This window comes from Bisbaumannia salifodinae, from assembly GCF_055388505.1.
In genome coordinates this window covers 707,882-734,784 of the sequence record NZ_AP043781.1, presented here as the reverse complement: position 1 = coordinate 734,784, position 26,903 = coordinate 707,882, and the positions used below count along the sequence as shown (strand labels likewise).

General features: G+C 61.7%; 24 protein-coding genes. 4 read left to right on the top strand and 20 right to left on the bottom strand.

Translation table 11 applies throughout. From position 1 onward, the window contains the following. Positions 1–122: 122 nt before the first annotated feature. The 4 genes from mtgA to ACZ5EF_RS03450 all read right to left on the bottom strand — a co-directional run bounded on the left by mtgA (position 123) and on the right by ACZ5EF_RS03450 (position 4,647). The gene (gene mtgA / locus ACZ5EF_RS03465; RefSeq protein WP_346064056.1) at positions 123–830 is read right to left on the bottom strand and encodes a monofunctional biosynthetic peptidoglycan transglycosylase; all 708 of its coding nucleotides are present in this window, start codon (positions 828–830) and stop codon (positions 123–125) included. 96 nt (positions 831–926) lie between these two features. Beyond that, positions 927–2,045: a choline metabolism transcriptional regulator GbdR gene (gene gbdR / locus ACZ5EF_RS03460; RefSeq protein WP_346064055.1), complete on the bottom strand. Its 1,119-nt coding sequence runs from the start codon at positions 2,043–2,045 to the stop codon at positions 927–929. A gap of 580 nt (positions 2,046–2,625) precedes the next feature. Continuing rightward, positions 2,626–3,483: an S-formylglutathione hydrolase gene (gene fghA / locus ACZ5EF_RS03455; RefSeq protein ID WP_346064054.1), complete on the bottom strand. Its 858-nt coding sequence runs from the start codon at positions 3,481–3,483 to the stop codon at positions 2,626–2,628. A gap of 54 nt (positions 3,484–3,537) precedes the next feature. Continuing rightward, positions 3,538–4,647 (bottom strand): S-(hydroxymethyl)glutathione dehydrogenase/class III alcohol dehydrogenase, encoded by a 1,110-nt coding sequence (locus tag ACZ5EF_RS03450; RefSeq protein WP_346064053.1) that lies wholly within the window; start codon positions 4,645–4,647, stop codon positions 3,538–3,540. Between the two features lie 169 nt (positions 4,648–4,816). Here ACZ5EF_RS03450 and ACZ5EF_RS03445 point away from each other — a divergent pair, with 169 nt between their 5' ends. Then, complete coding sequence (locus ACZ5EF_RS03445) at positions 4,817–5,725, top strand: LysR substrate-binding domain-containing protein (protein WP_346064052.1); 909 nt, start codon at positions 4,817–4,819, stop codon at positions 5,723–5,725. A gap of 95 nt (positions 5,726–5,820) precedes the next feature. Here ACZ5EF_RS03445 and ACZ5EF_RS03440 read toward each other — a convergent pair whose 3' ends face one another. The 13 genes from ACZ5EF_RS03440 to ACZ5EF_RS03380 form a co-directional block, all read right to left on the bottom strand. Further along, the gene (locus tag ACZ5EF_RS03440) at positions 5,821–6,147 is read right to left on the bottom strand and encodes a hypothetical protein (protein ID WP_346064051.1); all 327 of its coding nucleotides are present in this window, start codon (positions 6,145–6,147) and stop codon (positions 5,821–5,823) included. A gap of 365 nt (positions 6,148–6,512) precedes the next feature. Beyond that, a complete protein-coding gene (locus ACZ5EF_RS03435; protein WP_464122820.1) occupies positions 6,513–8,084 on the bottom strand; it encodes an IS1182 family transposase in 1,572 nt (523 codons plus the stop codon). 110 nt (positions 8,085–8,194) lie between these two features. After that, entirely contained in the window at positions 8,195–8,836 is a 642-nt protein-coding gene (locus ACZ5EF_RS03430) for a hypothetical protein (protein ID WP_346064064.1), read from the bottom strand. Between the two features lie 116 nt (positions 8,837–8,952). Then, positions 8,953–9,363: a bifunctional diaminohydroxyphosphoribosylaminopyrimidine deaminase/5-amino-6-(5-phosphoribosylamino)uracil reductase RibD gene (locus tag ACZ5EF_RS03425; RefSeq protein ID WP_464122818.1), complete on the bottom strand. Its 411-nt coding sequence runs from the start codon at positions 9,361–9,363 to the stop codon at positions 8,953–8,955. A gap of 85 nt (positions 9,364–9,448) precedes the next feature. Then, positions 9,449–9,844, bottom strand: a complete 396-nt coding sequence (locus ACZ5EF_RS03420; RefSeq protein ID WP_346064066.1) for a VOC family protein — start codon at positions 9,842–9,844, stop codon at positions 9,449–9,451. Positions 9,845–9,957: 113 nt separating this feature from the next. Continuing rightward, the gene (locus ACZ5EF_RS03415) at positions 9,958–10,245 is read right to left on the bottom strand and encodes a hypothetical protein (RefSeq protein WP_346064067.1); all 288 of its coding nucleotides are present in this window, start codon (positions 10,243–10,245) and stop codon (positions 9,958–9,960) included. 118 nt (positions 10,246–10,363) lie between these two features. Then, the gene (locus ACZ5EF_RS03410) at positions 10,364–10,696 is read right to left on the bottom strand and encodes a hypothetical protein (protein WP_346064068.1); all 333 of its coding nucleotides are present in this window, start codon (positions 10,694–10,696) and stop codon (positions 10,364–10,366) included. 81 nt (positions 10,697–10,777) lie between these two features. Beyond that, positions 10,778–12,586, bottom strand: coding sequence for an AAA family ATPase (locus ACZ5EF_RS03405; RefSeq protein WP_346064069.1), 1,809 nt, complete (start codon positions 12,584–12,586; stop codon positions 10,778–10,780). Positions 12,587–13,366: 780 nt separating this feature from the next. Next, positions 13,367–14,350: a branched-chain amino acid ABC transporter permease gene (locus tag ACZ5EF_RS03400; RefSeq protein ID WP_198056979.1), complete on the bottom strand. Its 984-nt coding sequence runs from the start codon at positions 14,348–14,350 to the stop codon at positions 13,367–13,369. Then, positions 14,350–15,237, bottom strand: a complete 888-nt coding sequence (locus ACZ5EF_RS03395) for a branched-chain amino acid ABC transporter permease (RefSeq protein ID WP_346064070.1) — start codon at positions 15,235–15,237, stop codon at positions 14,350–14,352. The genes ACZ5EF_RS03400 and ACZ5EF_RS03395 overlap by 1 nt, the downstream gene beginning before the upstream one ends. Positions 15,238–15,297: 60 nt before the next feature. After that, complete coding sequence (locus tag ACZ5EF_RS03390; protein ID WP_346064071.1) at positions 15,298–16,515, bottom strand: ABC transporter substrate-binding protein; 1,218 nt, start codon at positions 16,513–16,515, stop codon at positions 15,298–15,300. Positions 16,516–16,569: 54 nt separating this feature from the next. Continuing rightward, entirely contained in the window at positions 16,570–17,322 is a 753-nt protein-coding gene (locus ACZ5EF_RS03385) for an ABC transporter ATP-binding protein (RefSeq protein ID WP_346064072.1), read from the bottom strand. A 76-nt stretch (positions 17,323–17,398) separates the two neighbouring features. Beyond that, positions 17,399–18,169, bottom strand: a complete 771-nt coding sequence (locus tag ACZ5EF_RS03380; protein ID WP_346064073.1) for an ABC transporter ATP-binding protein — start codon at positions 18,167–18,169, stop codon at positions 17,399–17,401. 450 nt (positions 18,170–18,619) lie between these two features. On the opposite strand from ACZ5EF_RS03380, the gene ACZ5EF_RS03375 reads away from it, so the two are divergent. Next, the gene (locus ACZ5EF_RS03375; RefSeq protein ID WP_346064041.1) at positions 18,620–19,561 is read left to right on the top strand and encodes a transposase; all 942 of its coding nucleotides are present in this window, start codon (positions 18,620–18,622) and stop codon (positions 19,559–19,561) included. A 107-nt stretch (positions 19,562–19,668) separates the two neighbouring features. Here ACZ5EF_RS03375 and ACZ5EF_RS03370 read toward each other — a convergent pair whose 3' ends face one another. Beyond that, the gene (locus ACZ5EF_RS03370; protein ID WP_346063593.1) at positions 19,669–21,048 is read right to left on the bottom strand and encodes an L-serine ammonia-lyase; all 1,380 of its coding nucleotides are present in this window, start codon (positions 21,046–21,048) and stop codon (positions 19,669–19,671) included. Between the two features lie 180 nt (positions 21,049–21,228). Here ACZ5EF_RS03370 and ACZ5EF_RS03365 point away from each other — a divergent pair, with 180 nt between their 5' ends. Next, entirely contained in the window at positions 21,229–22,152 is a 924-nt protein-coding gene (locus ACZ5EF_RS03365) for a LysR substrate-binding domain-containing protein (protein WP_346063594.1), read from the top strand. Positions 22,153–22,215: 63 nt separating this feature from the next. Next, a complete protein-coding gene (locus ACZ5EF_RS03360) occupies positions 22,216–22,848 on the top strand; it encodes a hypothetical protein (protein ID WP_346063595.1) in 633 nt (210 codons plus the stop codon). Positions 22,849–22,928: 80 nt separating this feature from the next. Here ACZ5EF_RS03360 and rpoD read toward each other — a convergent pair whose 3' ends face one another. After that, complete coding sequence (rpoD, locus tag ACZ5EF_RS03355; protein ID WP_346063596.1) at positions 22,929–24,761, bottom strand: RNA polymerase sigma factor RpoD; 1,833 nt, start codon at positions 24,759–24,761, stop codon at positions 22,929–22,931. Between the two features lie 214 nt (positions 24,762–24,975). Then, positions 24,976–26,811, bottom strand: coding sequence for a DNA primase (gene dnaG / locus ACZ5EF_RS03350; protein WP_346063597.1), 1,836 nt, complete (start codon positions 26,809–26,811; stop codon positions 24,976–24,978). Positions 26,812–26,903: the final 92 nt, after the last annotated feature.

The window sequence follows — 26,903 nt, the reverse complement described above, 5'->3', positions numbered from 1 at the left end:
ATAGGCTGGGTGGCTACGGGTGTTGTGGGAGCCTGCTTCAGCAGGCGATTGATGGGTTGCCAAGGCCAAATCGCCGAGACGTCGGACCGCGGCTAAAGCCAGCTCTTACAGGGTGGGAGCGCCTAATACAGCCGTTCCAGGTAGGCGGCCCCGCCCAGGTTGCGCATCTGCTGGCGGATCCAGGTGGCGCGCTGGGCGACCTGGGCCGAGGGGCGCGCCGCGTTGCGGCCCCGGGGGTTGGGCAGGATGGCGGCCAGCAGGCTGGCCTGGTGCGGCGAGAGCCCGGCCGCGGAGACGCCGAAGTAGTGCTGGGCGGCGGCCTCCAGGCCGAACACCCCGGTGTCCCACTCGGCGATATTGAGATAGACCTCGAGGATGCGCTCCTTGGGCCAGAGCGCCTCGATCAGCAGGGTGAACCAGGCCTCCAGCCCCTTGCGCGCCCAGCTGCGGCCGCTCCACAGGAAGAGGTTCTTGGCGGTCTGCTGGCTGAGGGTGCTGGCACCGCGCAGGCGGGCGCCGTTGCGGCTGGCCTCCCAGGCGCGGCGCAGCTCCACCAGGTCGAAGCCGCGGTGCACGGGGAAGCGCTGATCCTCGGCGGCGATCACCGCCAGCTTGGCGTGATCGGAGAGCTCGCCCCAGGGGCGCCACTGCTGCTCGATGGAAATCGGCTCCCGGGCGATCCACGACTGCACCTTGCGCTCCACCATCACCATGGAGCCGAACACCGGCACCACCCGAAACAGCAGCACCAGCAGCACCGAGACGGCGACGAAGCCGAGCAGGGCGAGCAGCAGCAAACGGGTCAGGCGGCGAAGCCAGTCGGCGAGCATGGCGGGTCTCATCGAAAAACAGGCGCCCAGTATACGGCAAAGCCGCGCCCCGATAAGGGGCGCGGCTTAACGCTGACGGTTTCGCGAAGGGATGGGTTACAGGGGCACGCTGGCGTAGGTGGGCTCGCCCTGAGCCTGGGCCAGTGCCAGCACGGCGCTGGAGACCGGCGCGTCGACACCCTCGCCCTGGGCCATGCCGGCCAGGGCCGCGGAGCGCAGGGGTTCGGCGGCCGGGGCCCGGGAGCCGATGCCCAGGCGCTCGTCCCGGGGCGGGATACCGAAGTACTCCCGGTAGCACTTGGAGAAGTGCGGGGTGGAGACGAAGCCGCAGGCGGAGGCCACCTCGATGATCGACATCGGGGTCTGCTTGAGCAGCTGGCGGGCCCGGGTCAGGCGCAGCTTGAGGTAGTAGCGGGACGGCGAGCAGTGCAGGTACTTCTGGAACAGCCGCTCCAGCTGGCGCCGAGAGACGTCCACGTAGTGGGCCAGCTCGTCGAGGCCGATGGGCTCCTCCAGGTTGGCCTCCATCAGGGCGACGATCTCCAGCAGCTTGGGCTGGGTGGTGCCCAGCACATGCTTGAGGGGCACCCGCTGCTGGTCCTGCTCGCCGCGCACCCGGTCATAGATGAACATCTCGGAGATGCCCGCGGAGAGCTCGCGACCATGGTCGCGGCCGATCAGGTTGAGCATCATGTCCAGCGGCGCGGTGCCGCCGGAAGAGGTGGCCCGGTCGCGGTCGATGGAGAACAGCCGGGTGGTCAGGGCCACCCGCGGGAAGGCCTCCTGCATGGCGGCCAGGCACTCCCAGTGGATGCTGCTCTCGTAGCCGTCGAGCAGGCCGGCGCGGGCCAGGGCCCAGCTGCCGGTGCACACCGCGCCCAGGCGCCGGGACTGTCGGGCCTGGCCCTGCAGCCAGGCGATATGCTCGCGCTGCACGCTGCGGCTGGGGCCGATGCCGCCACAGACGATCACCATGTCGAGTGCCAGGGGCATATTGGTGGCGGCATCCGGGGTGACCTGGAGGCCGTCGCTGGCGCGCACCGGGGCGCCATCCAGACTCAGGGTGTACCAGCGGTAAAGCTCGCGACCGGCCAGCTGATTGGCCATGCGCAGCGGCTCGATGGCCGAGGCCAGGGAAATCAGGGTGAAGTTGTCCAGCAGCAGGAAGCCGAGGGTCTGGGGGGTGCTGGTGGAAACGGGGGTGCTGGTAGTCATGGTCGAGTCTCCTCTGCCCGGTGGGCCCGACGATCGTCATGGCGATCGTTTTATGCTTGTGTCGAGTCGTTCGGCAGTAGCCCCGAATGCGCCATGGGTGTCGCGTATAGGCAAGCCTTGCGTGAAATGTACCTCCTGTGTCGCGTACTGACATGACAAATTTGGCTATCAGGAAGCAATAGGTTATTGCACTCAGACAATAACGTCGTTTTTGGATAAACCGGCGTCGCTGACGTGCTCAGCACTCCCTTTGTGGGAGCGCGGCGGTCCGGCGCTCCGGTTCCGCGCGATATCGCCCGCAGGGCGATCCTTGGGTGGCGAAGCAAGGGCGCCTGCCGGCGCCAATCGTTCGGCACAGCCGAACTCCCACAACACCAGCTCCCTCCACCCCGACAAGCCTTCTCACTATTGCCCGTTCTGAGTCCCCTTCAAACATACAAGCGCGGCGGTCCAGCGCTCCGGTTCCGCCGGTCCGACGTCTAGGCGATTTGGCGCCGCAGGCGCCCCTGGGCAGCCACCCACAAAAAAGCGCCGCACAAGGCGACGCCGGTAGGGAAAGCAAGGATCCCGCAACAACCACTCAGCTCTTCTTGTGCAGCTTCTCCGCGTGGTAGCGCAGGTGGTCGTCGATAAAGCTGGCGATAAAGAAGTAGCTATGGTCATAGCCCGGGTGACGGCGCAGGGTCAGCGGGTGGTCATGCTCGGCGCACACCGCCTCCAGGCGCTCCGGCTTGAGCTGCTCCTCCAGGAAGTTATCCGCCTCGCCCTGGTCGATAAACAGCGGCTGGCGCGAGGCGCCCTTGGCCACCAGCTCACAGGCGTCGTACTGGGTCCAGCTGCCCGCGTCGTCGCCCAGGTAGCCCTGGAAGGCCTTCTGCCCCCAGGGGCAGGCGCTGGGATTGACGATGGGCGAGAAGGCCGACACCGAGCGGAAGCGCCCCGGGTGGCGCAGCGCCAGGATCAAGGCGCCATGGCCGCCCATGGAGTGGCCGCTGATCGACTCGCGGCCATTGACCGGGAAGTGCTGACGTACCACCGAGGGCAGCTCGTCGGCCACATAGTCGTACATGCGGTAGTGGCTCTTCCACGGCGCCTGGGTGGCGTTGACATAGAAGCCGGCGCCGGAGCCGAAGTCGTAGCTGTCGTGCTCGCCGGGCAGGTCGGTGCCCCGCGGGCTGGTGTCCGGGCAGACGATGGCGATGCCCAGCTCCGCGGCCAGGCGCTGGGCGCCGGCCTTCTGCATGAAGTTCTCGTCGGTGCAGGTCAGCCCCGACAGCCACCACAGCAGCGGCACCCGCTCGCTCTCCGCCTGGGGCGGCAGGTAGATCGCGAAGATCATCTCGCAATCCAGCGCCCGGGAGCGATGCTTGTAGCGCTTGATCCAGCCGCCGAAGCTCTTGGTGGCCGACACCAGTTCCAGGCTTTCAGACATGGTCATCCGCAATCTCCTTGGGCCCCGCCGTAGCGGGGCCGCCTCTCGAATAAAGTCGCCTTAGAAGTGGAGTACGCTACGGATGCTCTTGCCCGCGTGCAACAGATCGAAGGCCTCGTTGATCTTCTCGAAGGGCATATCCTGAGTGATGAACTCGTCGATCTTGAGCTCGCCGTTCATATAGCGGTCCACGTAGCCCGGCAGCTCGCTGCGGCCCTTGACGCCACCAAAGGCGGAGCCCTTCCAGACCCGGCCGGTGACCAGCTGGAACGGACGGGTGGAGATCTCCTCGCCGGCACCGGCCACGCCGATGATGATCGACTCGCCCCAGCCCTTGTGGCAGCACTCCAAGGCCGAGCGCATCACGTTGACGTTGCCGATGCACTCGAAGGAGTAGTCGACGCCGCCATCGGTCAGGTCGACGATCACCTGCTGGATGGGATCAGAGTAGTCCTTGGGATTGACGAAGTCGGTGGCGCCGAACTGGCGGGCCAGCTCGAACTTGTCCGGGTTGATGTCGATGGCGATGATGCGGCTGGCCTTGGCCATCTGCGCGCCCTGGATCACCGCCAGGCCGATGGCGCCGAGGCCGAACACCGCCACGGTGGCGCCCGGCTCGACCTTGGCGGTGTTGAGCACGGCACCGATACCGGTGGTCACGCCGCAGCCCAGCAGGCAGATCTTGTCCAGCGGCGCCTCCTTGGAGACCTTGGCCAGGGAGACCTCGGGCAGCACGGTGTATTCGCTGAAGGTGGAGCAGCCCATGTAGTGGTGCAGGGTCTTGCCCTCGAAGGAGAAGCGCGAGGTGCCGTCCGGCATCAGGCCCTGGCCCTGGGTGGCGCGCACCGACTGGCAGAGGTTGGTCTTGCCGGAGAGGCAGAACTTGCACTTGCCGCACTCGGCGGTATAGAGCGGGATGACATGGTCGCCCGGCTGCAGGCTGGTGACGCCCTCGCCCACCGCCTCGACCACGCCGGCGCCCTCATGGCCCAGCACCGAGGGGAAGAGCCCTTCCGGATCGGCGCCGGAGAGGGTAAAGGCATCGGTATGACAGACGCTGGTGGCCACCATACGCACCAGCACCTCGCCGGCCTTGGGGCCCTCCACGTCGATTTCGACCAATTCCAACGGCTTGCCGGCTTCCAGGGCAATAGCGGCACGTGATTTCATAGCGGTTCCTCGACAGCGAGTGACACGGTAAAAGGGCGCCAGTTTTCTTACTGAACCTAGGTTGGCGCCGAATACCTGCAGTCTAGGCGATGGGTCGCTGGCGGATAAATCGGGTCACCGACACAAGATTATTGTTACTGGGCAACAATCAACCAAGGGGTCGTCCACCATGCAACGTTGGGACCGTATCGAAGCCTTCATCGAGGTGGTGCGCCTGGGCACCTTCTCGGCGGCGGCGCGCCACCTCCAGGTCTCCAACTCCCATGTCAGCCGCCTGGTGGGCCAGCTCGAGAACCAGTTGGGCACCCAGCTGCTCTACCGCACCACCCGGCAGATCCGCCTCACCGATGCCGGCGCCCTCTACTACGAACACTGCCGCCACCTCTTCGACGGCTTCCGCGAGGCCGAGGCGGCGATCACCGACTTCCAGGCCCGCCCCAAGGGGGTGCTCAAGCTGACCGCCGCCACCACCTTCGGCGAGCGCTTCGTGGCGCCCCTGGTCAACGACTTCCAGCGCCTGCACCCGCAACTGGAGGTGCAGATGCACTTCACCAACCGCCAAGTGGAGCTGATCGACGAGGGCTACGATATCGCCGTGCGCATGGGGGTGCTCAAGGACTCGACGCTGATCGCCCGGCGCCTGTGCGAACGCCGCGAATACGTGGTGGGCTCCCGGGCCTACTTCGAACAGGTCTCGCGCCCGCATAGCCTGGCCGAGCTAAGCAACCACCGCTGCCTGGTCGGCAGCCGCGACTCCTGGCTGTTCGAGGTGGAAGGCGTGCGCCGGGAAATTCGCGTGCAGGGCAAGTGGCGGGCCGACTCCGGCCCCGCCCTGCTGGACGCCGCCCTCAAGGGGCTGGGCCTGGCCCAACTGCCCGACTACTACGTGGAGGAGTACCTGGCCAGCGGCGAGCTGATCCCGGTGCTGGACACCTTCCGCCACCGGGACACCGCCGTCTGGGCGGTCTACCCCCGCCACCGCCACCTCTCCCCCAAGGTGCGGCAGTTTGTCGATCATCTGGTGGCGTATTTGCCCGGGAGCTTGCCAAGGCGAAGGGAGATGGGGGTGGAGGTTTGATGCCCACAGCGAGGCCATATCTGTTAGGTGAATACCGTCACTCTACAGGCAGGGTTTTGATACAGCCTCAACGATAGAGCTAACAGGCGCGCCGACTAGGCGTGTCCGTGTTGAGCGACTTGTTGGGTGTAGCCATCATATTTCTCAAGCGAATAAACATTTAATCGGTTTGGGTTTGTGGCGGCGAGGATCGCAAAAGCTAGTGCGAAACAGGAAATTCCTGCCAAAATGACAAAGAAATTATTTTTTGTTTGTTTCCAATATTTAGCAAGCAGTACTGGATAGCCAACAACCCAAAATAGCAGAACAAGGATGAACAGACCTTTATGTGCTCGCCATGCGATAATAAATGACCAAATATACCCGGCGGCTAACAAGGCAATGCTTATCCAAGTGACTATATCGCCAATTTCTCTAAGCATTGTGCCCTCCTTTTTGTGACACCCAACGAGGCTGTAGCAAAAGGCACGAGCCTTTCAAAAGCCTCGAATTGATCAATTTTTGCACTGATTTTCGTGCTCTCTCGTAAAATCCAGACCAGTTCTCATCAGAAGCTCGACCAGATTTCGCGTACGGGCGCGACCATCTGAAGCACATGGACTTTTGCTACAGCCTCAACGAGGCTGTAGAAAAAACCATTTCCGGCCATCCTACACCCTTCCTATTAATTCAAATCTTCCGGCATAGCGTCCGGCCCATCATTCATGAATCACGCCACTGATGCCGATGATGATCTCTATCATCCCCTCTATCGGTAGCGCCCTGACAGACACCTTCCTCCGCCTCATCACGCTGCCAACCTGCCGTAATTCACCAGCTTCTCAATATTATGTACCAGGCAGTATAGCTGCCATTGCCCCTGGACCTTTTTCCGGCCTCTCAGGCTAAATCGATCAAGTCCCTTGTTCGTACCGATGTTGCCAAACACCGGCTCCACCACCGACATTCGGTGGCTATAGACCTCTTTGCCATACTGACTGTCCACCCGGTGTTTCATCCAATCAGTGTAGCTAGGCAAGCCTTTATTCTCGATGGTGAATGATACCTGCCGACCCGCTCCGTTGCGGTGGTCCGCCGAGGCTGGGTTATGCATGCACTGATGTTTCTTCAGGCAGTGACGGCACTGCAGCAGGCGGCCCTCAAAGTGAGCCCGGTTCTTTCCGTTCTCGGCCTCCCGCAGCCCCCGGTAGGTGAGGGACTCACCGGCCGGACAGATGCAGGTCATCGACACGAGATCGAACTGGAACTCACTGGCCGGAATAATCGACTTCTGAGTAGAGGACCGGCTGTCCTGATGACGTTTCCCGTATTTGGCTTTCTGGGCGCTGAATTTGGGGTCGCGACTACGAAACCGGTTGTCGGGAATGTAGCCATTGATCTGCTGTTCGTGCAGGTAGCGCATGTTGGCTTCGTTGGCGAAGCCAGTATCGGCCGTCACCACGGTGCCGTCCTGGTAGATGCTCGGGCTGATGCCCAGCCGGCGGTAACGCTGCGCGATGCTTTCCAGCACCGGCTTGAGCGTATGGTGCTCCTGGCCTTCGCCAAAGGCCTGGGCATCGATGATGATCTGGTGTTTCTTGTCGACTGCCGCTACCCCGTTATAGCCCTGAATCGTGCCTTTCCCGGTCGTCATCTTGGCACTTTCGTTGTCGGTGAGGTTGCTCTTCACCTCCTGGCTGCGCTTGCCCTTCCCCTGCCGGGGGCGCTGCGTATTCAGGAACCGGTCTACCTTGGTCATGGCTCTGTCGAGGGAGAGGATCATCTTGGCATGGCGGATATCCCGTGCCATCTCTGCCTCGGTCTCCGCCTTGTCGCGCTGGAAGTGCTCCTCCAGATGGTGGCGAATCAAGCGGCGCAGCTTGTCACGTTTCTCGCCGAGTTCCTTGAAGGTGCCAGACCACTCCTTGGCTGCATTGGACGACATCTTGCACCCGTCGATGGCGAAGAGTTCGTTGCCCAGCAGGCCCTGCTCGTGGCAGACCAGCAGAACCTGCTCGAACAGGGCTTCGATCTCATCCGCGTGACCGCTGACGAATCGGGCGAGTGTGGTGAAGTGCGGCACGGTATCGCAGGACAACGCCTTGAACAGGATGTTGGTCTCGCAGCACCACTGCATTTCCCGGCTGGAGGTGATGCCCTTGGAATAGGCGAACAGGATGATCTTGAGCAGGATCGCCGGATCATAGGCAGAGCGGCCAGTGTCGTCGTTGCGGTACCTCGGGTGGAACACCGATAGGTCCAGCTTGTGTTCGATCAGGTAATGCACCGCGTGCTCGAACGTGCCGGGCTGCAGCTGTTCCAGGTAGTTGATGGCGACCAGGGCGTGCTGATCGTAGTTATAGGGCTTGAACCTGGGCATACCGGCGGCTCTCCGTGGCCTTTTCCTCATCCTACCGGGCGTGGACAGGGTTTTGCTACAGCCTCAACGTCGAAATCACGCGCTTGTCGCGTGCATTGCCTTGTTCTGTGTCATCCAATAGCCCCATTTATCTGCTTCCGCATCGGATCCATGAGGTTGTCCAGGGCTTTAAGCAGTCTCCTCCGACTTTCCTCATTCTCTCTTATAAGCTGAGATATTTGCTCGGTAACACCTTCGACATATCTATCACCTGATATTTTCCTTAAATCTATCAATGTTTGCTTACCAAACTGATATTGCGCAAATACATTCATCGAACCCATTAGCTCCTTGTAGTGTTCTGGCTCAACCAGAAGCGCGCTTTTCTCTAGCGTGTTAACCAGCTCTCTGAGATCCCCCGAAAACCTCTCAAGCGCGTCTTGCCCGGCATGATCCCATAGCTCACTCATGCCGTATTTAAGCTCAACCATTTTCACCCACAACTCATTGTAGCGTTCAAATTGTTTTTCTGAGTATGGGCCAACTCTTACTTTATATTTTTCAAATTCAATATCCGCCTGATTCTTTAACTCAAGGAGGAGCTTATCTGTTTTCACTTTCAATTCGTTCTTGTGGCTCTCCAATTTTACGCTGTACTCATACTTTATAGCGTTTTCTAGCCGTGCTTTTATCCAATTCTTGGATAACCATGCCACAGCACCAATTAGTGCCGCTGAACCGATAGCAGAAATTACAATATCAAGCAGATTCATGTGTCTCCTTTCAAGCTACAGAACGCCAATGTTAAGCGGCGACCTTTTCTCCGCTTCGCTCCAAAAAGGTCGTCCGGTGGACGGCCGTCAGGCCGGGAACGAACTTGAACGATTGGTTAACTATTGCCCAAGTACTGCTCCAAAAACTCACTGACTTCTCCCACACCAATACCCTGAACGACCTCAACACCGGCTTGACGTAACTTTTCCAGCCCCTGACCGTTGTTTCTTGGATCAGGATCGACCAACGCAACAACTACCTGCTTAATTCCATTAGCAATCAATGCGTCCGCACATGATGGCGTCCTCCCATGGAAAGAACAGGGCTCGAGTGTCACATAGGCGGTCAACTCCGATAACGGCCCTGAATATTTTTCCAAGGCATCAGCCTCAGCATGATATTCACCCGGGGCTCTCGTGTACCCGGTAGAGACTGCCAAACCGTCTCTGACCAACACACAGCCAACCGGAGGATTAGGCAAACAGCCCGGTAGAGCCTTTTTGGACTCTGATAGAGCAAGCGCCATGAAAGTTTCGTGTGATGCCAATCTCTCTCCTACAGTTAACGCTGAGCGAAGCGGCGGCTGAAAGCCGTTCGTCTTGCGCGATTTGTTAAGCTGTGATCTGTTGCACGAAGCCGGATTCATCCCGAACTCCAACTCGGTTCCCGTCTGGATCATAAATATTGATCACTCTTCCCCATGGATTCTCGGATATCGAAGCTTTTATGCCCCACGACTGTATCTCAGCCAAAGCCTTTACAATATCACTGACATTGAATCTTAATTTGAAGCTACTTTCTTCTATCGTTTTACCATCAATTTTTGCCGTACCACCTTGCTCAACCATCAAGTAGCCGTGGCCATATTCAAAGCAAGTGAGTTGGAAGTCACCATCATTTTTCTCAAAGAGTACCGGCAATTCGAACAAGTCACGATAAAACGCAACACACTCGTTATAGTTCTGGGCATTCAAAATAATCCCGTATCGGAAAACGTTCGTTCGCACAACTCCTCCTACAGCTTAACGCTCCACACAAGGGGCCGGAACTGCGTAGCAGTGGAGGTCCCAGCCCACGAAGCGGGCGATCTTCGTGTGTTTGTTAGTGTTTCATTTATTCTTTACCCAACTTTGACAAAAGCTAGACAATTTGTACGGCTATTTATTTCGATCAAGCACTTATTAAGCTCATTATCCAAATCTAGATGATCTAAGATTGTTTTTAAGGATATATAGGCTTCTCGGCCTTTTATTTCAACTGATACACTTATTTCTTTCCCATAAAAGTAATTTTCTATATCGGCTTCAAGATAACCAAGGTGACGATCTGCTTCATCAATAGAGAGCGGGAATTCGCCATTAGTTACTGCGGATGGCTCATGTGCAATAACGTGCCTTTTCTCTAGCATCTTATCTCTCCGATAATTCCACATTCTGAAAAACTAACGCCTTGCTTTGGGGCCGAAGTGAAGCGCAGCGGAACGGCGATCCCAGCCGCGCAGCGGCGACAACAGCAATTTGTTATGTTTACTTTTCATTAGTGTATATACCTATAAACCAACTAGGACGACCTTTTGAAGGCGGGCTGCTGGGGTCTGGATCGCGGTGTTGGATTAGTTCTTTGCAGTGAAAGGATATTTGCTCTAGGAAGTAATTGTGGCTGTCGTATAGAGCTTGATACTCAGGATAGTCGCTTTGAACTTCACGCTGAGTTTTAAGCTGACTTTCTACTGCTTTCCCTATGCCTATCGGAGAAAGTTTGCCACCAGAAACCAATTGATCAACTATAGCTGTTAGCGCAATAGAAACACCAACCTCTATAGCTTCTATACGTTCGTTTATGTTAATTTCAGAACTCATGTTATCTCCTTAGAAACATAACGCCGAGCTCTGCGGCAATTTTGGAGCGCAGCGTGAAAATTGTCCGTCAGCAGCGCTTTGTTAGCCATTAACAATTTCCTCGATGATATTGAACGCTGACTGAAAAAAAATAAAATCCTGCTCTTCGCCATGCTCGCACAACCAGTTGCACATATTACCTTTTTCATCTTTGTTTATGGATTTAGATGCGGGAATTTCGACTAGACTACCTCTTACCCTTGTTGTCGTGGCCTCATGAAAGTCGATATATTGAGGATTTTCATTTTCAATTTTTTCGATAGTAGATGAAGGGAATAGATTTTCTATACCAACTTCAACTGGGTTTTCTTCTACTGCTGGAACCACTCGCTTATAGACCCTGTTTTTTTGAGCGCCCTGTTTATTCGTATCGCAGTCGTAGAGCAATACTATTTTGTTCAGCAGGACTTCAGATACTGAATTATTATAAGCACGCCAAATTTTGTCTAGATTGCCGAAGCCCACAGCATCTTTTAACTGGACACTTTCCAATAGCTCTTTCTTATCTAATAATTCAGCTGCTTTTCTTAAGTAGCGAATATCATAATCACCCTCTACAAAAACGACTGGCTTTGAATTACTCTCTAACTCTCTAGTAATTTCATCTCTGTGCCTAGTTGTCTCCCTAAATGCGTCATATGCCGCAGTAAACTCAGAAAAATCACATGGAGATACTTTCACACCAGTTGGCATATTGATAACGTCAAAACCGTGATCACCGAACTTTTCCTCCAATCCAATAAGAAATAGCGGTGCATGAGTGGTAATTACAAACTGAATATTTGGAAAAGACTTTATAAGCTCGGGAAGTATTTCTCTTTGATGAGAGGAATGAAGATGGGAATCAATTTCATCAATGACAACAATACCTTTTATATCACTGAGATCATTCAGTTTCCCCTCAGATAAATCATAGTCTCTAATGATTGAGAGAAATAGATTGAGTAGCTGAACTTCTCCTGTAGAGAGCTGGAAAAGATTGGGAATCCAAGGCCGATTATTCCTCATTACTGATATTTGACGATTATGCCTGGTTCCTATTCCTAGTTGAATATTCCCTTCTGTACGCAAAATAATTTTAAGAACGCTATTTATCGCTTCATATATTCTACTGCTCTGACCGGAGAATCCGCCAAAAACAGGAATCGTTGGGCTAGGCTGTCCTTCTGGTGTTGGGAGTTGGATATTATTCGTCTGAAGCTCAAATGCCTGCCTATCGAGTATGACATCCAGCAGCCAATTTATATTGTTTTTTAGTGGAGATGTGCAAATCAAATCCCGATTTGAATAGCGAGAGACTCTTTTCAAATCTGAATAGCTAGCTTTGGAGTTGAGATTATCAATATTCAGCCAGGCCGGATCTTCAAACCTATTTACGGGAAAATATAGACAACATTGATTCTTAAATATTGACTTTGTACCGTCTGCATTTTCGTTAAACGTAGACTGAAAGAATGAGTGCTCATTTTCTGGTATCTGGCTCCATTCTCTACGTACTGGGGTGTACTTTAGTTGATCTTCAAACTGGCTCTTTGACAGGAGAAGTTGCCACTCCTGAACCTTTTCTCCAGAGTCAAACTCAACAGCTGAATAGGAGTAGTGCTCTCCCGACTTAACATACGTGGGGCTGCGATATTTAAAAACCTTTCCTCTTTCCACCTCCACATCGTCATAAACTGCTTGCTTTCCGGCAATCAATGCGTTTACGAGATGGGACAGTAAGATACTTTTCCCTGATCCATTTTCACCAACAATTATGAGCGGCTTGGGTTGCTGTCCGTCTTTGGGGAATTTAAGCTCGAAGTTGGATATCGGACCAACACTCTCAATTATTACTCTGTTGAAAAGCATTCATTTCCCTTAATAGTTCAGTTTCACTTCGCGCCGGATGGCTAACAGGTATTAGACGGCGCGCTCTATGATTGGATCAACGTGCCGGTACGTTCGTCCAACAAATGTAGCCTACCGTTTAACTCCAACCCACTGATTTTCATTGAAATTAATTATAGCTTGGCGTCATATGCAGAATTCGCGCGCCTACTGCTTTTGTCGGTTTCAATCATCCCGGGAGGCTGGCTGGTGAGGTGGCGAGGGGTCCCGGCACGCTACCGCCCCTACCCTGCGTCTTATGATGGCGGCCGCCATCCATGCGGTAGTCCCTACGTGCTTGTTGTCGTCCCTGACCCTCTCAGCGGTCTTAGTAATTCAGAGTAAGCAAGGGTGGTGGGGGATGCAAAGGTTGGGGTGGTGGGAAGGGATTGGAGATTGGTAGGGGGTGGTGGGCAGGGTGGCATGAGGAGCTAGGATCGCCCTGCGGGCGATATCGCCGGCTGAAGGTGGCTCCTACAGAGGGATGGTGGTTTTTCCCAAGGCCGGTGGCCATTGCCTGGCGGCCTGCGGGTCAATCACCGGCTGAAGGCGGCTCCAACAGCAGTTGATGGTGCCGATTGCAGCCTTGGTGGCCGCCAGGATCGCCCTTCGGGCGATATCGCGCGGAATCCGCGCTCCCACAAAACCAGAGTCCTTCTCACAGAAACCAGCAGCCCCCCAAGACCAGTGGCGATCCCGAAGGCCGGTGGTGGTTGCAGAAAAAAGGCGCCCTTGGGGCGCCAAGCTTGAGGCATGGGGGTGTTACTTGAAGTTCTTGCGGTAGGACTTGAGGATTTCGCCGACGATGCCGCTGCGGAAGCTGAGGACGCAGACGACGAAGATCAGGCCGAGGATGACGCTGACCCAGTTGCCCAGCGGCGATTGGGCGAGCAGGTGCTGGAGGCTGACCACCAGGCCGGCGCCGACCAGGGGGCCGAACAGGGTGCCGACGCCGCCCAGCAGGGTCATCAGGATCACCTCGCCGGACATGTGCCAGTGGGCGTCGGTCAGGGAGGCGAGCTGGAAGACCAGCGTCTTGGTGGAGCCAGCGAGGCCCGCCAGGCCCGCGGAGAGCACGAAGGCCAGCAGCTTGTAGGCGTCGACGTTGTAGCCCAGGGAGACGGCCCGGGGTTCGTTCTCGCGGATCGCCTTGAGCACCTGGCCGAAGGGTGAGTGCACGGCGCGCTGGATGATGGCGAAGCCGATCAAAAAGACCGCGAAGACGAAGTAGTACATGGCCAGGTTGCTGTTGAGGCTGATCAGCCCGAACAGCTCGCCCCGGGGCACGCCGTGCAGGCCGTCCTCGCCGCCGGTGAAGGGCGACTGCACGAAGACGAAGAACATCAGCTGGGCCAGGGCCAGGGTCACCATGGCGAAGTAGATGCCCTGGCGGCGGATCGACAGCACCCCGAACAGCGCCCCCAGCGCCACGGCGGCGGCGGTGCCGGTGAGGATGCCCAGCTCCGGGGTCAGGCCCGGGTAGCTGGCCAGCAGGTAGCCGGTGACATAGCCGCCGGTGGCCAGGAAGGCGGCATGGCCGAAGGAGAGCAGCCCCGCATAGCCGAGCAGCAGGTTGAAGGCGCAGGCGAAGAGCGCGAAGCACAGCACCTTCATCAGGAACACCGGGTAGGCGACGAAGGGCGCCGCGAGGCCCACGGCCAGCAGCGCCAGGGTCAGGGCCTGGCGGCGCCACTGGGCGCGGCGCTGGCGCTGCCGGGTGGGGGAAAGGGTCTGGGTGGTGTCCATCATGCCTCCTTACCGAAGAGTCCCGCGGGGCGCAGCAGCAGCACCAGGATCATCACCAGGAAGATCACGGTGTTGGCGGCCTCGGGGTAATAGACCTTGGTGAGCCCCTCGATCAGGCCCATGGCCAGGCCGGTGAGCACCGCACCGAGGATGGAGCCCATGCCGCCGATCACCACCACTGCGAAGACCACGATCAGCAGGCTCGAGCCCATGGTCGGCGACACCGGGTAGAGGGGCGCGGCCAGCACCCCGGCGAAGGCGGCCAGCGCCACCCCGAAGCCGTAGGTGAGGGTGATCAGCAGCGGCACGTTGACGCCGAAGGCCTGCATCAGCGCCGGGTTCTCGGTGCCGGCGCGCAAATAGGCGCCGAGGCGGGTGCGCTCGATCATGAACCAGGTGAACAGGCACACCGCCAGGGCCGCCACCAGCACCCAGCCGCGGTAGATGGGCAGGAACATGAAGCCCAGGTTGACGCCGCCCTGCAGCGCCTCGGGAATCGGGTAGCTGGCCCCGGAGACGCCGAACAGGTTGATCAGGGCGCCCTCGAAGATCAGCGCCAGGCCGAAGGTCAGCAGCAGCCCGTAGAGGTGGTCCAGGTGGGCGATGCGCCGCAGCAGCAGCCGCTCGATCAGCATGCCGAAGCCCCCCACCACCAGCGGCACCAGCAGCAGCGCCAGCCAGTAGTCGAGCCCCAGGTAGCGGGAGCCCAGCAGGGCGACGAAGGCGCCCAGCATGTACTGGGCGCCATGGGCGAAGTTGACGATCTTCAGCAGGCCGAAGATCACCGCCAGGCCCAGGCTGAGCAGGGCGTAGAAGGCGCCGTTGATCAGCCCCAGCAGCAGCTGCCCCGAGAATACCGCCAGGGGCACCCCGAATATCATCGTCATGGTAGGAATCTCCTCGCCAGCGGGAAGGCGGCGGCCCCGCGGGGGCCGCCGGGCCGGTGGTCAGTTCTGCACCAGGTCACACTGGCTCTCGGCCAGCGGGCGATAGGCCTGATTGGCGGGAATGGTGGCGAGGATATGGTAGAGGTCCCACTCGCCCTCGGACTGCTCCGGGGTCTTCACCTGGGCCAGGTACATGTCGTGGACCATGCGGCCGTCGGCGCGGATATGGCCGTTGCGGGCGAAGAAGTCGTGGATCGGCTGCGACATCATGTGCTCGCGGACGCTGGCGGTGTCGTCGCTGCCGGTGGCCTCCACGGCGTTGAGGTAGTGCATGGTGCTGGAGTAGATGCCCGCCTGGACCATGGTCGGCATGCGCCCGACCCGCTCGTAGTAGCGCTCGGACCACTCGCGGGCCTCGTCGTCCATGTTCCAGTACCAGCCGGTGGTCAGCAGCAGGCCCTGGGTGGCGTCCAGGCCCATGGCATGGACGTCGTTGAGGAACACCAGCAGGCCGGCGAGCTGCTGGCCGCTCTGGGTCAGGCCGAACTGGCTGGCGGTATTGATGGCGTTGACGGTGTCGGCGCCGGCATTGGCCAGGCCGACGATCTGCGCCCCGGAGCCCTGAGCCTGAAGGATATAGGAGGAGAAGTCGCTGGTCGGGAAGGGGTGGCGCACCCGACCGACGATGTTACCGCCGTTCTCGGTGACCACCTTCTCCACGTCGCCCTCCAGGGCGTGGCCGAAGGCGTAGTCGGCGGTCAGCATGAACCAGTCGCTGCCGCCCTGGTCGACCACCGCCCGGGCGGTGCCGTTGGCCAGCGGGTAGGTGTCGTAGACCCAGTGGATATGGTTGGGGGTGCAGTGCTCGTTGGTGATGCTGGAGGCGGCGGAGCCGGAGACCAGGCCCAGCTTGTCGTGCTGCTCCAGCACCTGGGTCACGGCGATGGTCACCGAGGAGGCGACCATGCCCGCCACCATGTCGACGTTGCGCTGGTCGACCCACTCGCGGACGGTGTTGGCGCCCACGTCGGCGCTGTTGCGGTCGTCGGCGCTGAAGATCTCGATGGGCGTGCCGTTGACGCTGCCGCCGAAATCCTCCACCGCCATCTCCAGGGCGGCCAGGCCGCCGGGGCCGGCCAGGTCGCGGTAGGTGCCGGACATGTCCGCCAGGTAGCCGATGCGCACGGCGTCGTCGCTGATCTCGGCCTGGGCGCCGCCGGCGGCCAGGGCCGTGGCGAAGGCGATGCTGCTGGCGAGGCACTTCTTGGTTAGGGTCATGCAATTCTCCATGGGCCTGGGCCCGTTATTGTTGTTGGTCGGATAAGACGGGGGTCAGACCCCCAACAGGCGGTTGAGGTGGTCGCGGCGGCCGGGCAGCTCGGCGGCGCCGATCTCCTCGATGATGCGACCGTGCTCCATCACGAAGTGGCGGTCGGCCAGGGGCGCGGCGAAGCGGAAGTTCTGCTCCACCAGCACGATGGTCATGCCGCGCGCCTTGAGCTTGAGCAGCACCTCGGCCAGGGCCTGGTTGATGACCGGCGCCAGGCCCTCGGTGATCTCGTCGAGCAGCAGCAGCCGGGCGCCGGTGCGCAGGATGCGCGCCATGGCCAGCATCTGCTGCTCGCCGCCGGAGAGGCGGGTGCCCTGGCTGCGGCGCCGCTCGTAGAGGTTGGGGAACATCGCGTAGATCTCGTCGAGGCTCATGCCCCCGGAGCGCACCGTGGGCGGCAGCAGCAGGTTCTCCTCCACGTCGAGGCTGGCGAAGATGCCGCGCTCCTCCGGGCAGTAGCCGACCCCCAGGCGCGGGATGCGGTGGGGCTTCAAGGCCAGGGTCTCGGTGCCGTTGATGACGATGGAGCCGGTGCGCCGCCCCACCAGACTCATGATCGCCTTGAGGGTGGTGCTGCGCCCGGCGCCGTTGCGGCCCAGCAGGGTCACCAGCTCGCCGCGCTTCACGTCGAGGTCGACGCCGTGGAGGATATGCGACTCGCCATAGAAGGCGTGCAGGTCGCTGATCCGGAGCATCTCCGCGCCGTCGTGATCGCGGTAGCCCGAGGTTTCCAGGTTCTCGGCAAGCTGTGTCATGGATTGCCCTCCTCGGCGGCTCGCTCCGGGTGATGATCGCGGTCGTCGGCGCTCTCCAGGGGTGCGGCAAGCAGTGTCATGCGCTGACCTCCTCTTCGGCTTCGCTGCCCATATAGGCCTCGCGCACCCGCGGGTCGGCGGAGACGCTGGCGTAGTCGCCCTCGGCCAGCACGGCGCCCCGGGCCAGCACGGTGATGCGGTCGCACAGTCGGCTGACCACGCTGAGGTTGTGCTCCACCATCAGCACGGTGCGCCCCTTGGCGACGCGGCGAATCAGCTCGACGATGCGATCCACGTCCTCGGCGCCCATGCCCTGGGTGGGCTCGTCGAGCAGCATCAGGGTCGGCTCCAGGGCCAGGGTGGTGGCCACCTCCAGGGCGCGCTTGCGCCCGTAGGGCATCTCCACGGTGAGCACGTCGGCGTACTCCACCAGGCCCACCTCATCGAGCAGCGCCAGGGCGCGGTCGTTGAGGTGATCGAGGCTCTTCGCCGATTTCCAGAAGTGGAAGGAGGTGCCGATGGGCCGCTGCAGGGCCACGCGCACATTTTCGAGGGCGGTCATATGGCCGAACACCGCGGAGATCTGGAAGGAGCGCACCAGGCCCATCCGGGCGATCTGGTTGGCCTTCATGGCGGTGATCGCCTCGCCCCGGTAGAGGATCTCGCCGCGGGTGGGCGGCAGGAACTTGGTGAGCAGGTTGAAGACGGTGGTCTTGCCGGCGCCATTGGGGCCGATCAGGGCGTGGATATGCCCCTCCCTGACCTTGAGATCGACGCCGTCCACGGCGGTGAAGCCGCGAAACTCCTTGGTCAACCCCCGGGTCTCGAGGATGAACTCCTGGGTCATAGGGTGTCCTCTGGGCACTGGCATGCCCGGCTCTTGTTGTTGTTGGCGAGCGACGGCGGAGGACGCCATCACTTTACGTTAACGTAAGCTAGAGCATATTGCCCCGCCCCATCAACCGCCGAAACGTTGAACTCGACCAAGGGTGTAGAGACCCGCCCTTCGGGCGATATCGCCAGGGCGACTCCGTCGCCCAATCGCGCGGGAAACCCGCGCTTGTATGTTTGAAGGAGACCCAGAACGGGCAATAGTGAGAAGGCTTGTCGGGGTGGAGGGACGAGCCGCGCATCTGGCCCTGGTCGGGCACAGACAGTGGGAGACATGGCCCCACCCCACCCACCAAGCGCCGATAAGGAATCCATCGGCTGAGCGCCCCTCAGACCGACGATCTTGGCAAGCCAGCGCTTGGGTGCACCCCGACAAGCCTTTTCAACCTAGCGTGGAGGGCGAGAGATGACAATCCAGACCATCATCGGCATCGATGTCGCCAAAGACGAACTGGTGATCTATCGGCAGGATACCGACACCGAGGAAGTGCTGGAGAATAACCAGGCCAGCATCAACGGCTGGCTGCGTCATCTACCCGCTCACTGCACCATCGCCATCGAGGCCACCGGTACCTATCACGTGTTGCTGATCAAATTGGCGTATCAGTACGGCCATACGGTCTACGTCATCGATGGCTACCAACTCAATCATTACCGGCAAGGCATTGGCGGCCGCGCCAAGACCGACAGCAGCGATGCCCGTCTGCTGGCCCGCTACCTCAGTCGCGAGCAAGAAGCTCTGCGGCCCTGGACCCCGCCACCGCCCGCCTACCGGGCGCTACAGACCCTGCTGCGCCGCCGCGCCACCCTCGTCAGGGCCCGGGTGGCGATTCAGCAGAGCTGCGCCGAATTACCGGAATTGAAGGCTCCGCTCAAGCGCTTGGTCGCCCAACTGACGCGCATCGACCAGGTCATCCAGGCCCGCCTGCGGGCCATCGTTCGCGAGGCAGGGCTCAGCCAGCACGTCGCCCGTTGCCAGGCCATGGAGGGGGTTGGCTCTCTGACGGCGACGGCCCTGGTGATGGCCTTCCTGCGCGGGGAGTTTCGTCACAGTGATGCCTTCGTGGCCTTCCTGGGGCTGGATGTCCGCGTGCGTGACTCGGGAAGACAACGTGGGCGGCGCAAGCTGACCAAGCAAGGCGATCCGGAGGTGCGTCGTCTGCTGCACAACGCGGCGATGGCCGCCAGCCGTCAGCCGGCTTGGCAAGCGGCCTATCAGGGCTATCTGGCCCGCGGACTCAAGAAAACCCAAGCACTGGTGATCATCGCCCGGAAGCTGGCTCGTATCGCCTTTGCGCTGATGAAGCATGAGGTGGAGTATCGCCCCCCGACCGCGGTGACGGCTTGAGGGGCAACATAGAATCTCCCACGGCGGCATTCACGCCAGAGTGCGAAGAACCAAAAAAAAGGCGCCCGAGAGAGGCGCCCAAAGGGTTGACACGAGAGAGAGTTAGGTCAGCACTCGATGGCGTTGACCGCGAGACCGCCGCGGGAGGTCTCCTTGTACTTGTCCTGCATGTCGCGACCGGTGTCGCGCATGGTGCGGATCACCTTGTCCAGGGAGATAAAGTGTTCGCCGTCGCCGCGCAGGGCCATCTGGGCGGCGTTGATCGCCTTCACCGAGGCGATGGCGTTGCGCTCGATGCAGGGCACCTGCACCAGTCCGCCGACCGGGTCGCAGGTCAGCCCCAGGTTGTGCTCCAGGCCGATCTCGGCGGCGTTCTCCACCTGGCCCACCGAGCCGCCCATCACCTCGGCCAGGCCGGCGGCGGCCATGGCGCAGGCGGAGCCCACCTCGCCCTGGCAGCCCACCTCGGCGCCGGAGATGGAGGCGTTCTTCTTGCACAGGATGCCCACCGCACCGGCGGCCAGCAGGAAGTCCACCACGTCGCGCTCGCTGGCGCCCGGCTGGAACTTCATGTAGTAGCTGAGCACCGCCGGGATGATCCCCGCGGCGCCATTGGTGGGCGCGGTGACCATGCGCCCGCCGGCGGCGTTCTCCTCGTTCACCGCCAGGGCGAAGACATTGACCCAGTCCATGGCGGAGAAGGTGGAGGCGATCAGGCTGTGGCTGCCCTCCACGGCCACCAGGCGGCGATGCAGGGCGGCGGCGCGGCGCTTGACGTTGAGCCCGCCGGGCAGCACGCCCTCGTGAGCGAAGCCGGTATCGATGCAGTCACACATCGCCTGCCAGATGGTCCACAGGCCGTCGCGGATCTCCTGCTCGCTGCGCCAGGCCTTCTCGTTCTCGAGCATCAGTTCGCTGATGCGCATGTCGTGCATGCGGCACAGCGCCATCAGCTCGGCGGCGGAGTTGAAGTCGTAGGGCAGCGCCGTGGTGTCGGTATCCAGGTCGCCCTGCTGGGCCTGGGCCTCGTCGATCACGAAGCCGCCGCCCACCGAGTAGTAGGTGTTGCGGTAGAGTTCGTCGCTATGGCCGTGGGCGATCAGGCGCATGGCGTTGGGGTGATGGGGCAGGTTCTCTTCCAGCAGCTGCATGTCGCGGGGCCACAGGAAGGGGATCGCCAGGCGACCGTCCAGCAGCAGGCTCTGGGACTCCAGCAGCTCCTCGATGCAGGGCGAGATGATCTTGGGGTCGATGCGGTCGGGACGCTCGCCCATCAGCCCCATGATCACCGCCCGGTCGGTGCCGTGACCGATGCCGGTGGCGGAAAGCGAGCCGTACAGCTGCACCTCGACCCGGGCCACCCGCTCCAGCAGGTCCTGGGCGCGCAGGCTCTCGACGAAGTCGTAGGCGGCGCGCATGGGCCCCACGGTATGCGAGCTGGACGGCCCCACGCCGATCTTGAAGAGGTCGAACACACTGATGGACATCTCGCTTACCCCCGGACGACGTCGCGCGTCGCCATTCAGACAATCTCGTCACGACACATCAATCTAACTAAAGCATCGGACATTATGAGCCACCTCGTCGAGGTGTTTACGCTATGTTCATGGGGATGGAATCGCGAGACAATCGAAAATATCTTCTCCTGGATTTAGTAAAACTCAATCATGAGCCGACACCTCAATGCCCAGACCCATGCCTGGCTGAAGGTCTTCGCGGTCAGCGCCCATCACCTCTCCTTTACCCGCGCCGCCGAGGAGCTGCACGTGACCACCGGGGCGGTGAGCCAGCAGATCAAGCAGCTGGAGGAGCGCCTGGGCTTCAAGCTGTTCCGCCGCCTGCCGCGGCGCCTGGAGCTGACCGACGAGGGGCGGCGCCTGGCGGCGGTGGTGGACGAGGCCTACCAGGCGGTGGGCCAGGAGGTACGCCGGCTGCGCTCGGGGGTGATGAGCGGCATCCTGCGCCTGCGCAGCGTGCCCTCCTTCCTGGCCAAGTGGCTGATGCCGCGCCTGCCCCGGCTGCAGGCGCGCTTCCCGGATATCGAGGTACAGGTGATCGCCGAGGACAGCAATATCTCGCTGCGTGACGGCGACTTCGACCTGGCCCTCGACCTCAACGACGGCCACTACCCGGGCTTTTCCATCACGGCGCTGATGGACGAGGTGATCTTCCCGGTCTGCGCGCCGGCGCTGCTGCGCGGCAAGCCGCCGCTGCGGCGCCCCGAGGACCTGGCCTACTATCCGCTGCTGCATGACGTCACCGCCTGGCGCGGCAGCCACGACTACGCGGAGTGGGAGCACTACCTGGAGGCCATCGCCGCCCCCCATGTCAATGTGCGCCGCGGCTATACCTTCAACCGCAACCAGCTGACCATGGAAGCGGCCATCGCCGGCATGGGGGTAGCCATCGCCCGGCGCACCCTGATCACCGACGAGCTCAAGCGCGGCGCCCTGATCGCCCCCTTCGCCGAACGGGTCGCCACCGGCAAGCAGTACGGTATCGTCTACGCGCCGGGGGCCCTGGACGACCGCCGGGTGGCGGCGGTGCATGACTGGCTGGTCGAGGAGGCCCGGCGCGGCCGCGGCGAGTGACCTCGCCTGCCCAAATGATCGCCGCGCAGGTATAATTAAGGTTTTGCATCGATGGATCGAGCCATGCCCACGCCATCCCCCTACCGCCTGCCGCCCCTGGCCCTGCGCGCCTTCCTCTACCTGCTGCTGGTGGCCCTGCTCGCCCAGGGCGCCTTCTGGGAGGCCAGCCACCTGCCCGAGTGGCGCTTCACCGAGCGCGGCTTCACCGAGCTGGCCCAGGGGAGCATGCTGCTTATCGCCTCCCTGCTGCTGCTCTACACCCGCCAGGGGCTGGGCGTCATGCCGGGCGTCACCCTGCTGCTGTTCGCCCTCACCTTCGGCTCCTTTATCCGCGAGCAGGACTACTGGCTGGACACCTATGTCTTCGACGGCGCCTGGCAGCTGCTGGCGTCCCTGGTGATCCTGCCCAGCCTCGCCTGGGTCATTTATCGGCGTCGCGACTTCGCCGAGGAACTGGCCGGCTATGCCAATAGCCTCTCCTTCGGCCTGTTCGCCGCCGGCTTCCTGACCACCTATGTCTTCTCGCGGCTCTACGGTCGCAGCGACTTCTGGCAGGCGATCCTCCAGGAGCAGTACCTGCGCACCTTCAAGGACGCCGCCGAGGAGGTGGTGGAGCTGTTCGGCTACGGGCTGATCCTGATCGCCATGATCGAGCTGGTGGTCCTGGCCCGCCACTGGCGGCGCACCCGGGCCTGAGCCCCTTCGCAGTAACGGGCACCAACGAAAACGCCCGCGGCCAAGGCCGCGGGCGTTTTCTGTTGGCGGGGTGAGCCGCCTTACTCGTCCAGGAAGGAGCGCAGCGGCTCGGAACGGGACGGGTGACGCAGCTTGCGCAGCGCCTTGGCCTCGATCTGACGGATCCGCTCGCGGGTCACGTCGAACTGCTTGCCGACCTCCTCGAGGGTGTGGTCGGTGTTCATGTCGATGCCGAAGCGCATGCGCAGCACCTTGGCCTCGCGGGCGGTGAGGCCGCCGAGCACGTTGCGGGTGGCCTCGATCAGCCCCTCGCCGGTGGCGGAATCGATGGGCAGCAGCATGGTGCCGTCCTCGATGAAGTCGCCCAGGTGGGAGTCGTCATCGTCGCCGATGGGCGTCTCCATGGAGATCGGCTCCTTGGCGATCTTCAACACCTTGCGCACCTTGTCCTCGGGCATCTCGAGGCGCTCGCCGAGCTCTTCCGGGGTCGGCTCGCGGCCCATCTCCTGAAGCATCTGCCGGGAGACCCGGTTGAGCTTGTTGATGGTCTCGATCATGTGCACCGGGATACGGATGGTGCGCGCCTGGTCGGCGATGGAGCGGGTGATCGCCTGGCGAATCCACCAGGTGGCGTAGGTGGAGAACTTGTAGCCGCGACGATACTCGAACTTGTCCACCGCCTTCATCAGGCCGATATTGCCCTCCTGGATCAGGTCCAGGAACTGCAGGCCACGGTTGGTGTACTTCTTGGCGATGGAGATCACCAGGCGCAGGTTGGCCTCGACCATCTCCTTCTTGGCGCGGCGCGCCTTGGCCTCGCCGATGGAGAGGCGGCGGTTGACCTCCTTGAGCTCGCCGACCGGCAGCTGGACCATGTCCTCCTCGAAGGCGATCTTGCGCTGGGCGCGCTGCACGTCGCCGCGGAAGGGTTCCAGGCGGTCGACGTACTTGGCATTGTCGGCGAGGAACTCGTCCATCCACCCGGCGCGGGACTCGTTGCCGGGGAAGGACTTGATGAACGCCTTGCGAGGCACCTTGCCGCGCTTGACGAACACCTGCATGATCGCCTTCTCCTGGGCCCGCACCTGCTCGACGCTGATGCGCACCTGGCCCACCAGGCGCTCGAAGTGCTTGGGCACCAGCTTGATCGGCGAGAACAGCTCGGCCAGGCGGGCCTGCTCGGCCTTGGCCTCGGCGGAGCCGTGACCGTGCTTCTCGACGGTGGCCTTGACCAGGGCATTCTGCTCGCGGATCTGCTCGAAGCGGGCACGCGCCTCCTCGGGATCCGGGCCACCGCCGGACTCTTCTTCCTCGGCGTCCTCGTCTTCGTCGTCGACGGACGCGGATTCCTCTTCCTCGGGGACATCCGCCTCGGCCACGCCGGGGATGCCCTCATCGGGGTCGATGAAGCCGGAGAAGAGGTCGGAGAGGCGGCCCGGGGCCTCCTCGTCCTGGGTGGCATCATAGGCCTCGAGGATCGACTCCACGGCACCGGGCAGGTAGGCCAGGGCCGACATCACCTCGCGGGTGCCCTCCTCGATGCGCTTGGCGATCTCGATCTCGCCCTCGCGGGTCAGCAGTTCCACGGTGCCCATCTCGCGCATATACATGCGCACCGGGTCGGTGGTGCGGCCCACGTCGCTTTCCACGGCAGCCAGCGCGGCCACGGCCTCTTCCGCCGCATGCTCATCGGTGGAGTGGTCGGACATCATCAGGGTGTCTTCATCCGGCGCGACTTCAACGACGCTGATGCCCATGTCGTTGATCATGCCGATGATGTCTTCCACTTGATCCGGGTCGGCGATATCCTCGGGGAGGTGATCGTTGACCTCGGCATAGGTCAGGTAACCCTGCTCCTTGCCGCGCGCGATCAGCTCCTTCAGACGCGACTGTTGCTGCGCATTTCCAGCCATAGATACCCTATCTCGACGAAGAAGAATGAAGCACCCGAACGCTCAGGCGTCGAAAATCCATAAAGCCAAACAGTATAGCGTCTGACCCCGCCAATCCGCCAGCGCTCCATTTGCGCCGTCGTTCAGGTGTGTTAGGTTGTACGGTTTCCCCGATGGAAATTCCCGGCTGCCCCCTAGATGGAGGTGACCGGCGACTTTTCAAGCCCCGCCCGCCTTATCGGCCTCGACTCAGCGTCAGCACCAGCTCATTCAGACGCTGCTTCTCTTCTCGACTGAGCCGTTCACCGTTTCGTTCCTTTGACAACAGGGCCTCGAATTCGCTCTGCGGCGAGCGCTGCTGGTGCTGGTGACGAAAATGCGCCACCAGGCCCTCCAGTTCCTCGCCGCGCACCTCCCGGGGAATCGGCAGTTCGCGACGCACCAGTTCCGCCAGGCGCTGCCCCTCGGGGCGCCCATGGAAGTGGGCCAGCAACACCTGGCCGCTGCGATAGCCGCCGGCCCGCAGCAGGCGAATCACCTCGCCGCACAGGGCCGCATCCGGGTCATCCGCGGGCCACCAGCCGCCCTCCTCGGGCAGCCGCGCCACCAGGGCCGGCTCATGCACCAGCAGCTGCAGGGCACGCCCCAGCAGGGTCAGCGGCGCGCCCTTGCGCCGCGGCGTCGCCGCCGGCGGCTCGGGCTCGCCCCACTCCCCGGGGGGCGCATCGGGCATCGGCGGCGGGGCCTCCATCTCGGCCGGGGCCGGCTCCGCCGCCTTCATCAGCGCCTGGAAACGCCCTACCTCGACGCCAGTGCGCTTGGCCAGCTCGCCCAGCAGCAGCGACTTGAGCACCCCCTCGGGGAGCTTCTCCAGGGCCTTGAGCACCGTGGTGGCGAAACGCTCGCGATCCTCCACCCGGGCCAGGTCCCGACCGCGCCCCGCTTCCTCGAAGAGGAACTCGGAGAGCGGGCTGGCGCAGGTGATGCGATCCTCGAAGGCCTCGGGGCCTTCGCGGCGCACCAGGGTATCCGGGTCCTCGCCCTCGGGGAGGAACAGGAAACGCGCCTGGCGGCCGTCGATCATCAGCGGCAGCACCGTCTCCAGGGCGCGGCTGGCGGCCTGGCGCCCGGCGCGGTCGCCATCGAAGCAGAACACCACCTCCCCCACCAGGCGGAACAGCCGCTGCAGGTGCTCCTCGCTGGTGGAGGTGCCCAGGGTGGCGACCGCGTTGCGGATGCCGAACTGGGCCAGGGCCACCACGTCCATGTAGCCCTCGACGATCACCAGGCGCTCCAGCTGGCGATTGGCCTGGCGCGCCTCGTAGAGGCCGTAGAGCTCGCGCCCCTTGTGGAACACCGGCGATTCCGGGGAGTTGAGGTACTTGGGCTTGGCGTCGCCCAGCACCCGCCCGCCGAAGGCGATGGTGCGGCCCTTGAAGTCGCGGATCGGGAAGATCACCCGGTCGCGGAAGCGGTCGTAGGTCCGCCCGCTGTCCTCGCGATGCACCAGCAGGCCATACTCGACCTGCACCGACTCGGGAATGCCCCGCTCGCTCAGGTGGCGCTTGAGGCCTTCCCAGGCGTCCGGGGCATAGCCGATGCCGAAGTCGCCCTGGACCTCCGGCGACAGGCCGCGCTGCTCCAGGTAGCCGCGGGCCGCCCGGGCCTCCGGCATCTTCAACCGCTCGCGGAAGAAGCTCGCCGCCAGCTCCAGCAGGTTGACGCCCTCCTGGCGCTTGCGCTCCCGGGCCTGGGCCCGAGGGTCGTCGGCGCCCTCCCGGGGCACCTCCATGCCCAGCCGGCCGGCCAGTTGCTCCACCGCCTCGGGGAAGCGCAGCTGATCGTACTCCATCAGGAAACGCAGGGCGTTACCGTGGGCCCCGCAGCCGAAGCAGTGGTAGAACTGCTTGTCCTGGCTGACGGTGAACGACGGTGACTTCTCCTGATGGAAGGGGCAGAGGCCACTGTAGTTGCGCCCCGCCTTCTTCAGCTGGACGCGCTCCCCCACCACCTCGACCACGTCGACGCGGGCCAGGAGATCATCGATAAAGCGTTGGGGAATCTGTCCCATGGCTGAGTCGCCCGAGAGACCGGCAGGTCAAGTCGTCCAGCAAAAACAAACGGCCACCGAATGGCGGCCGCTTGGCATCCCTCCGGGACGAT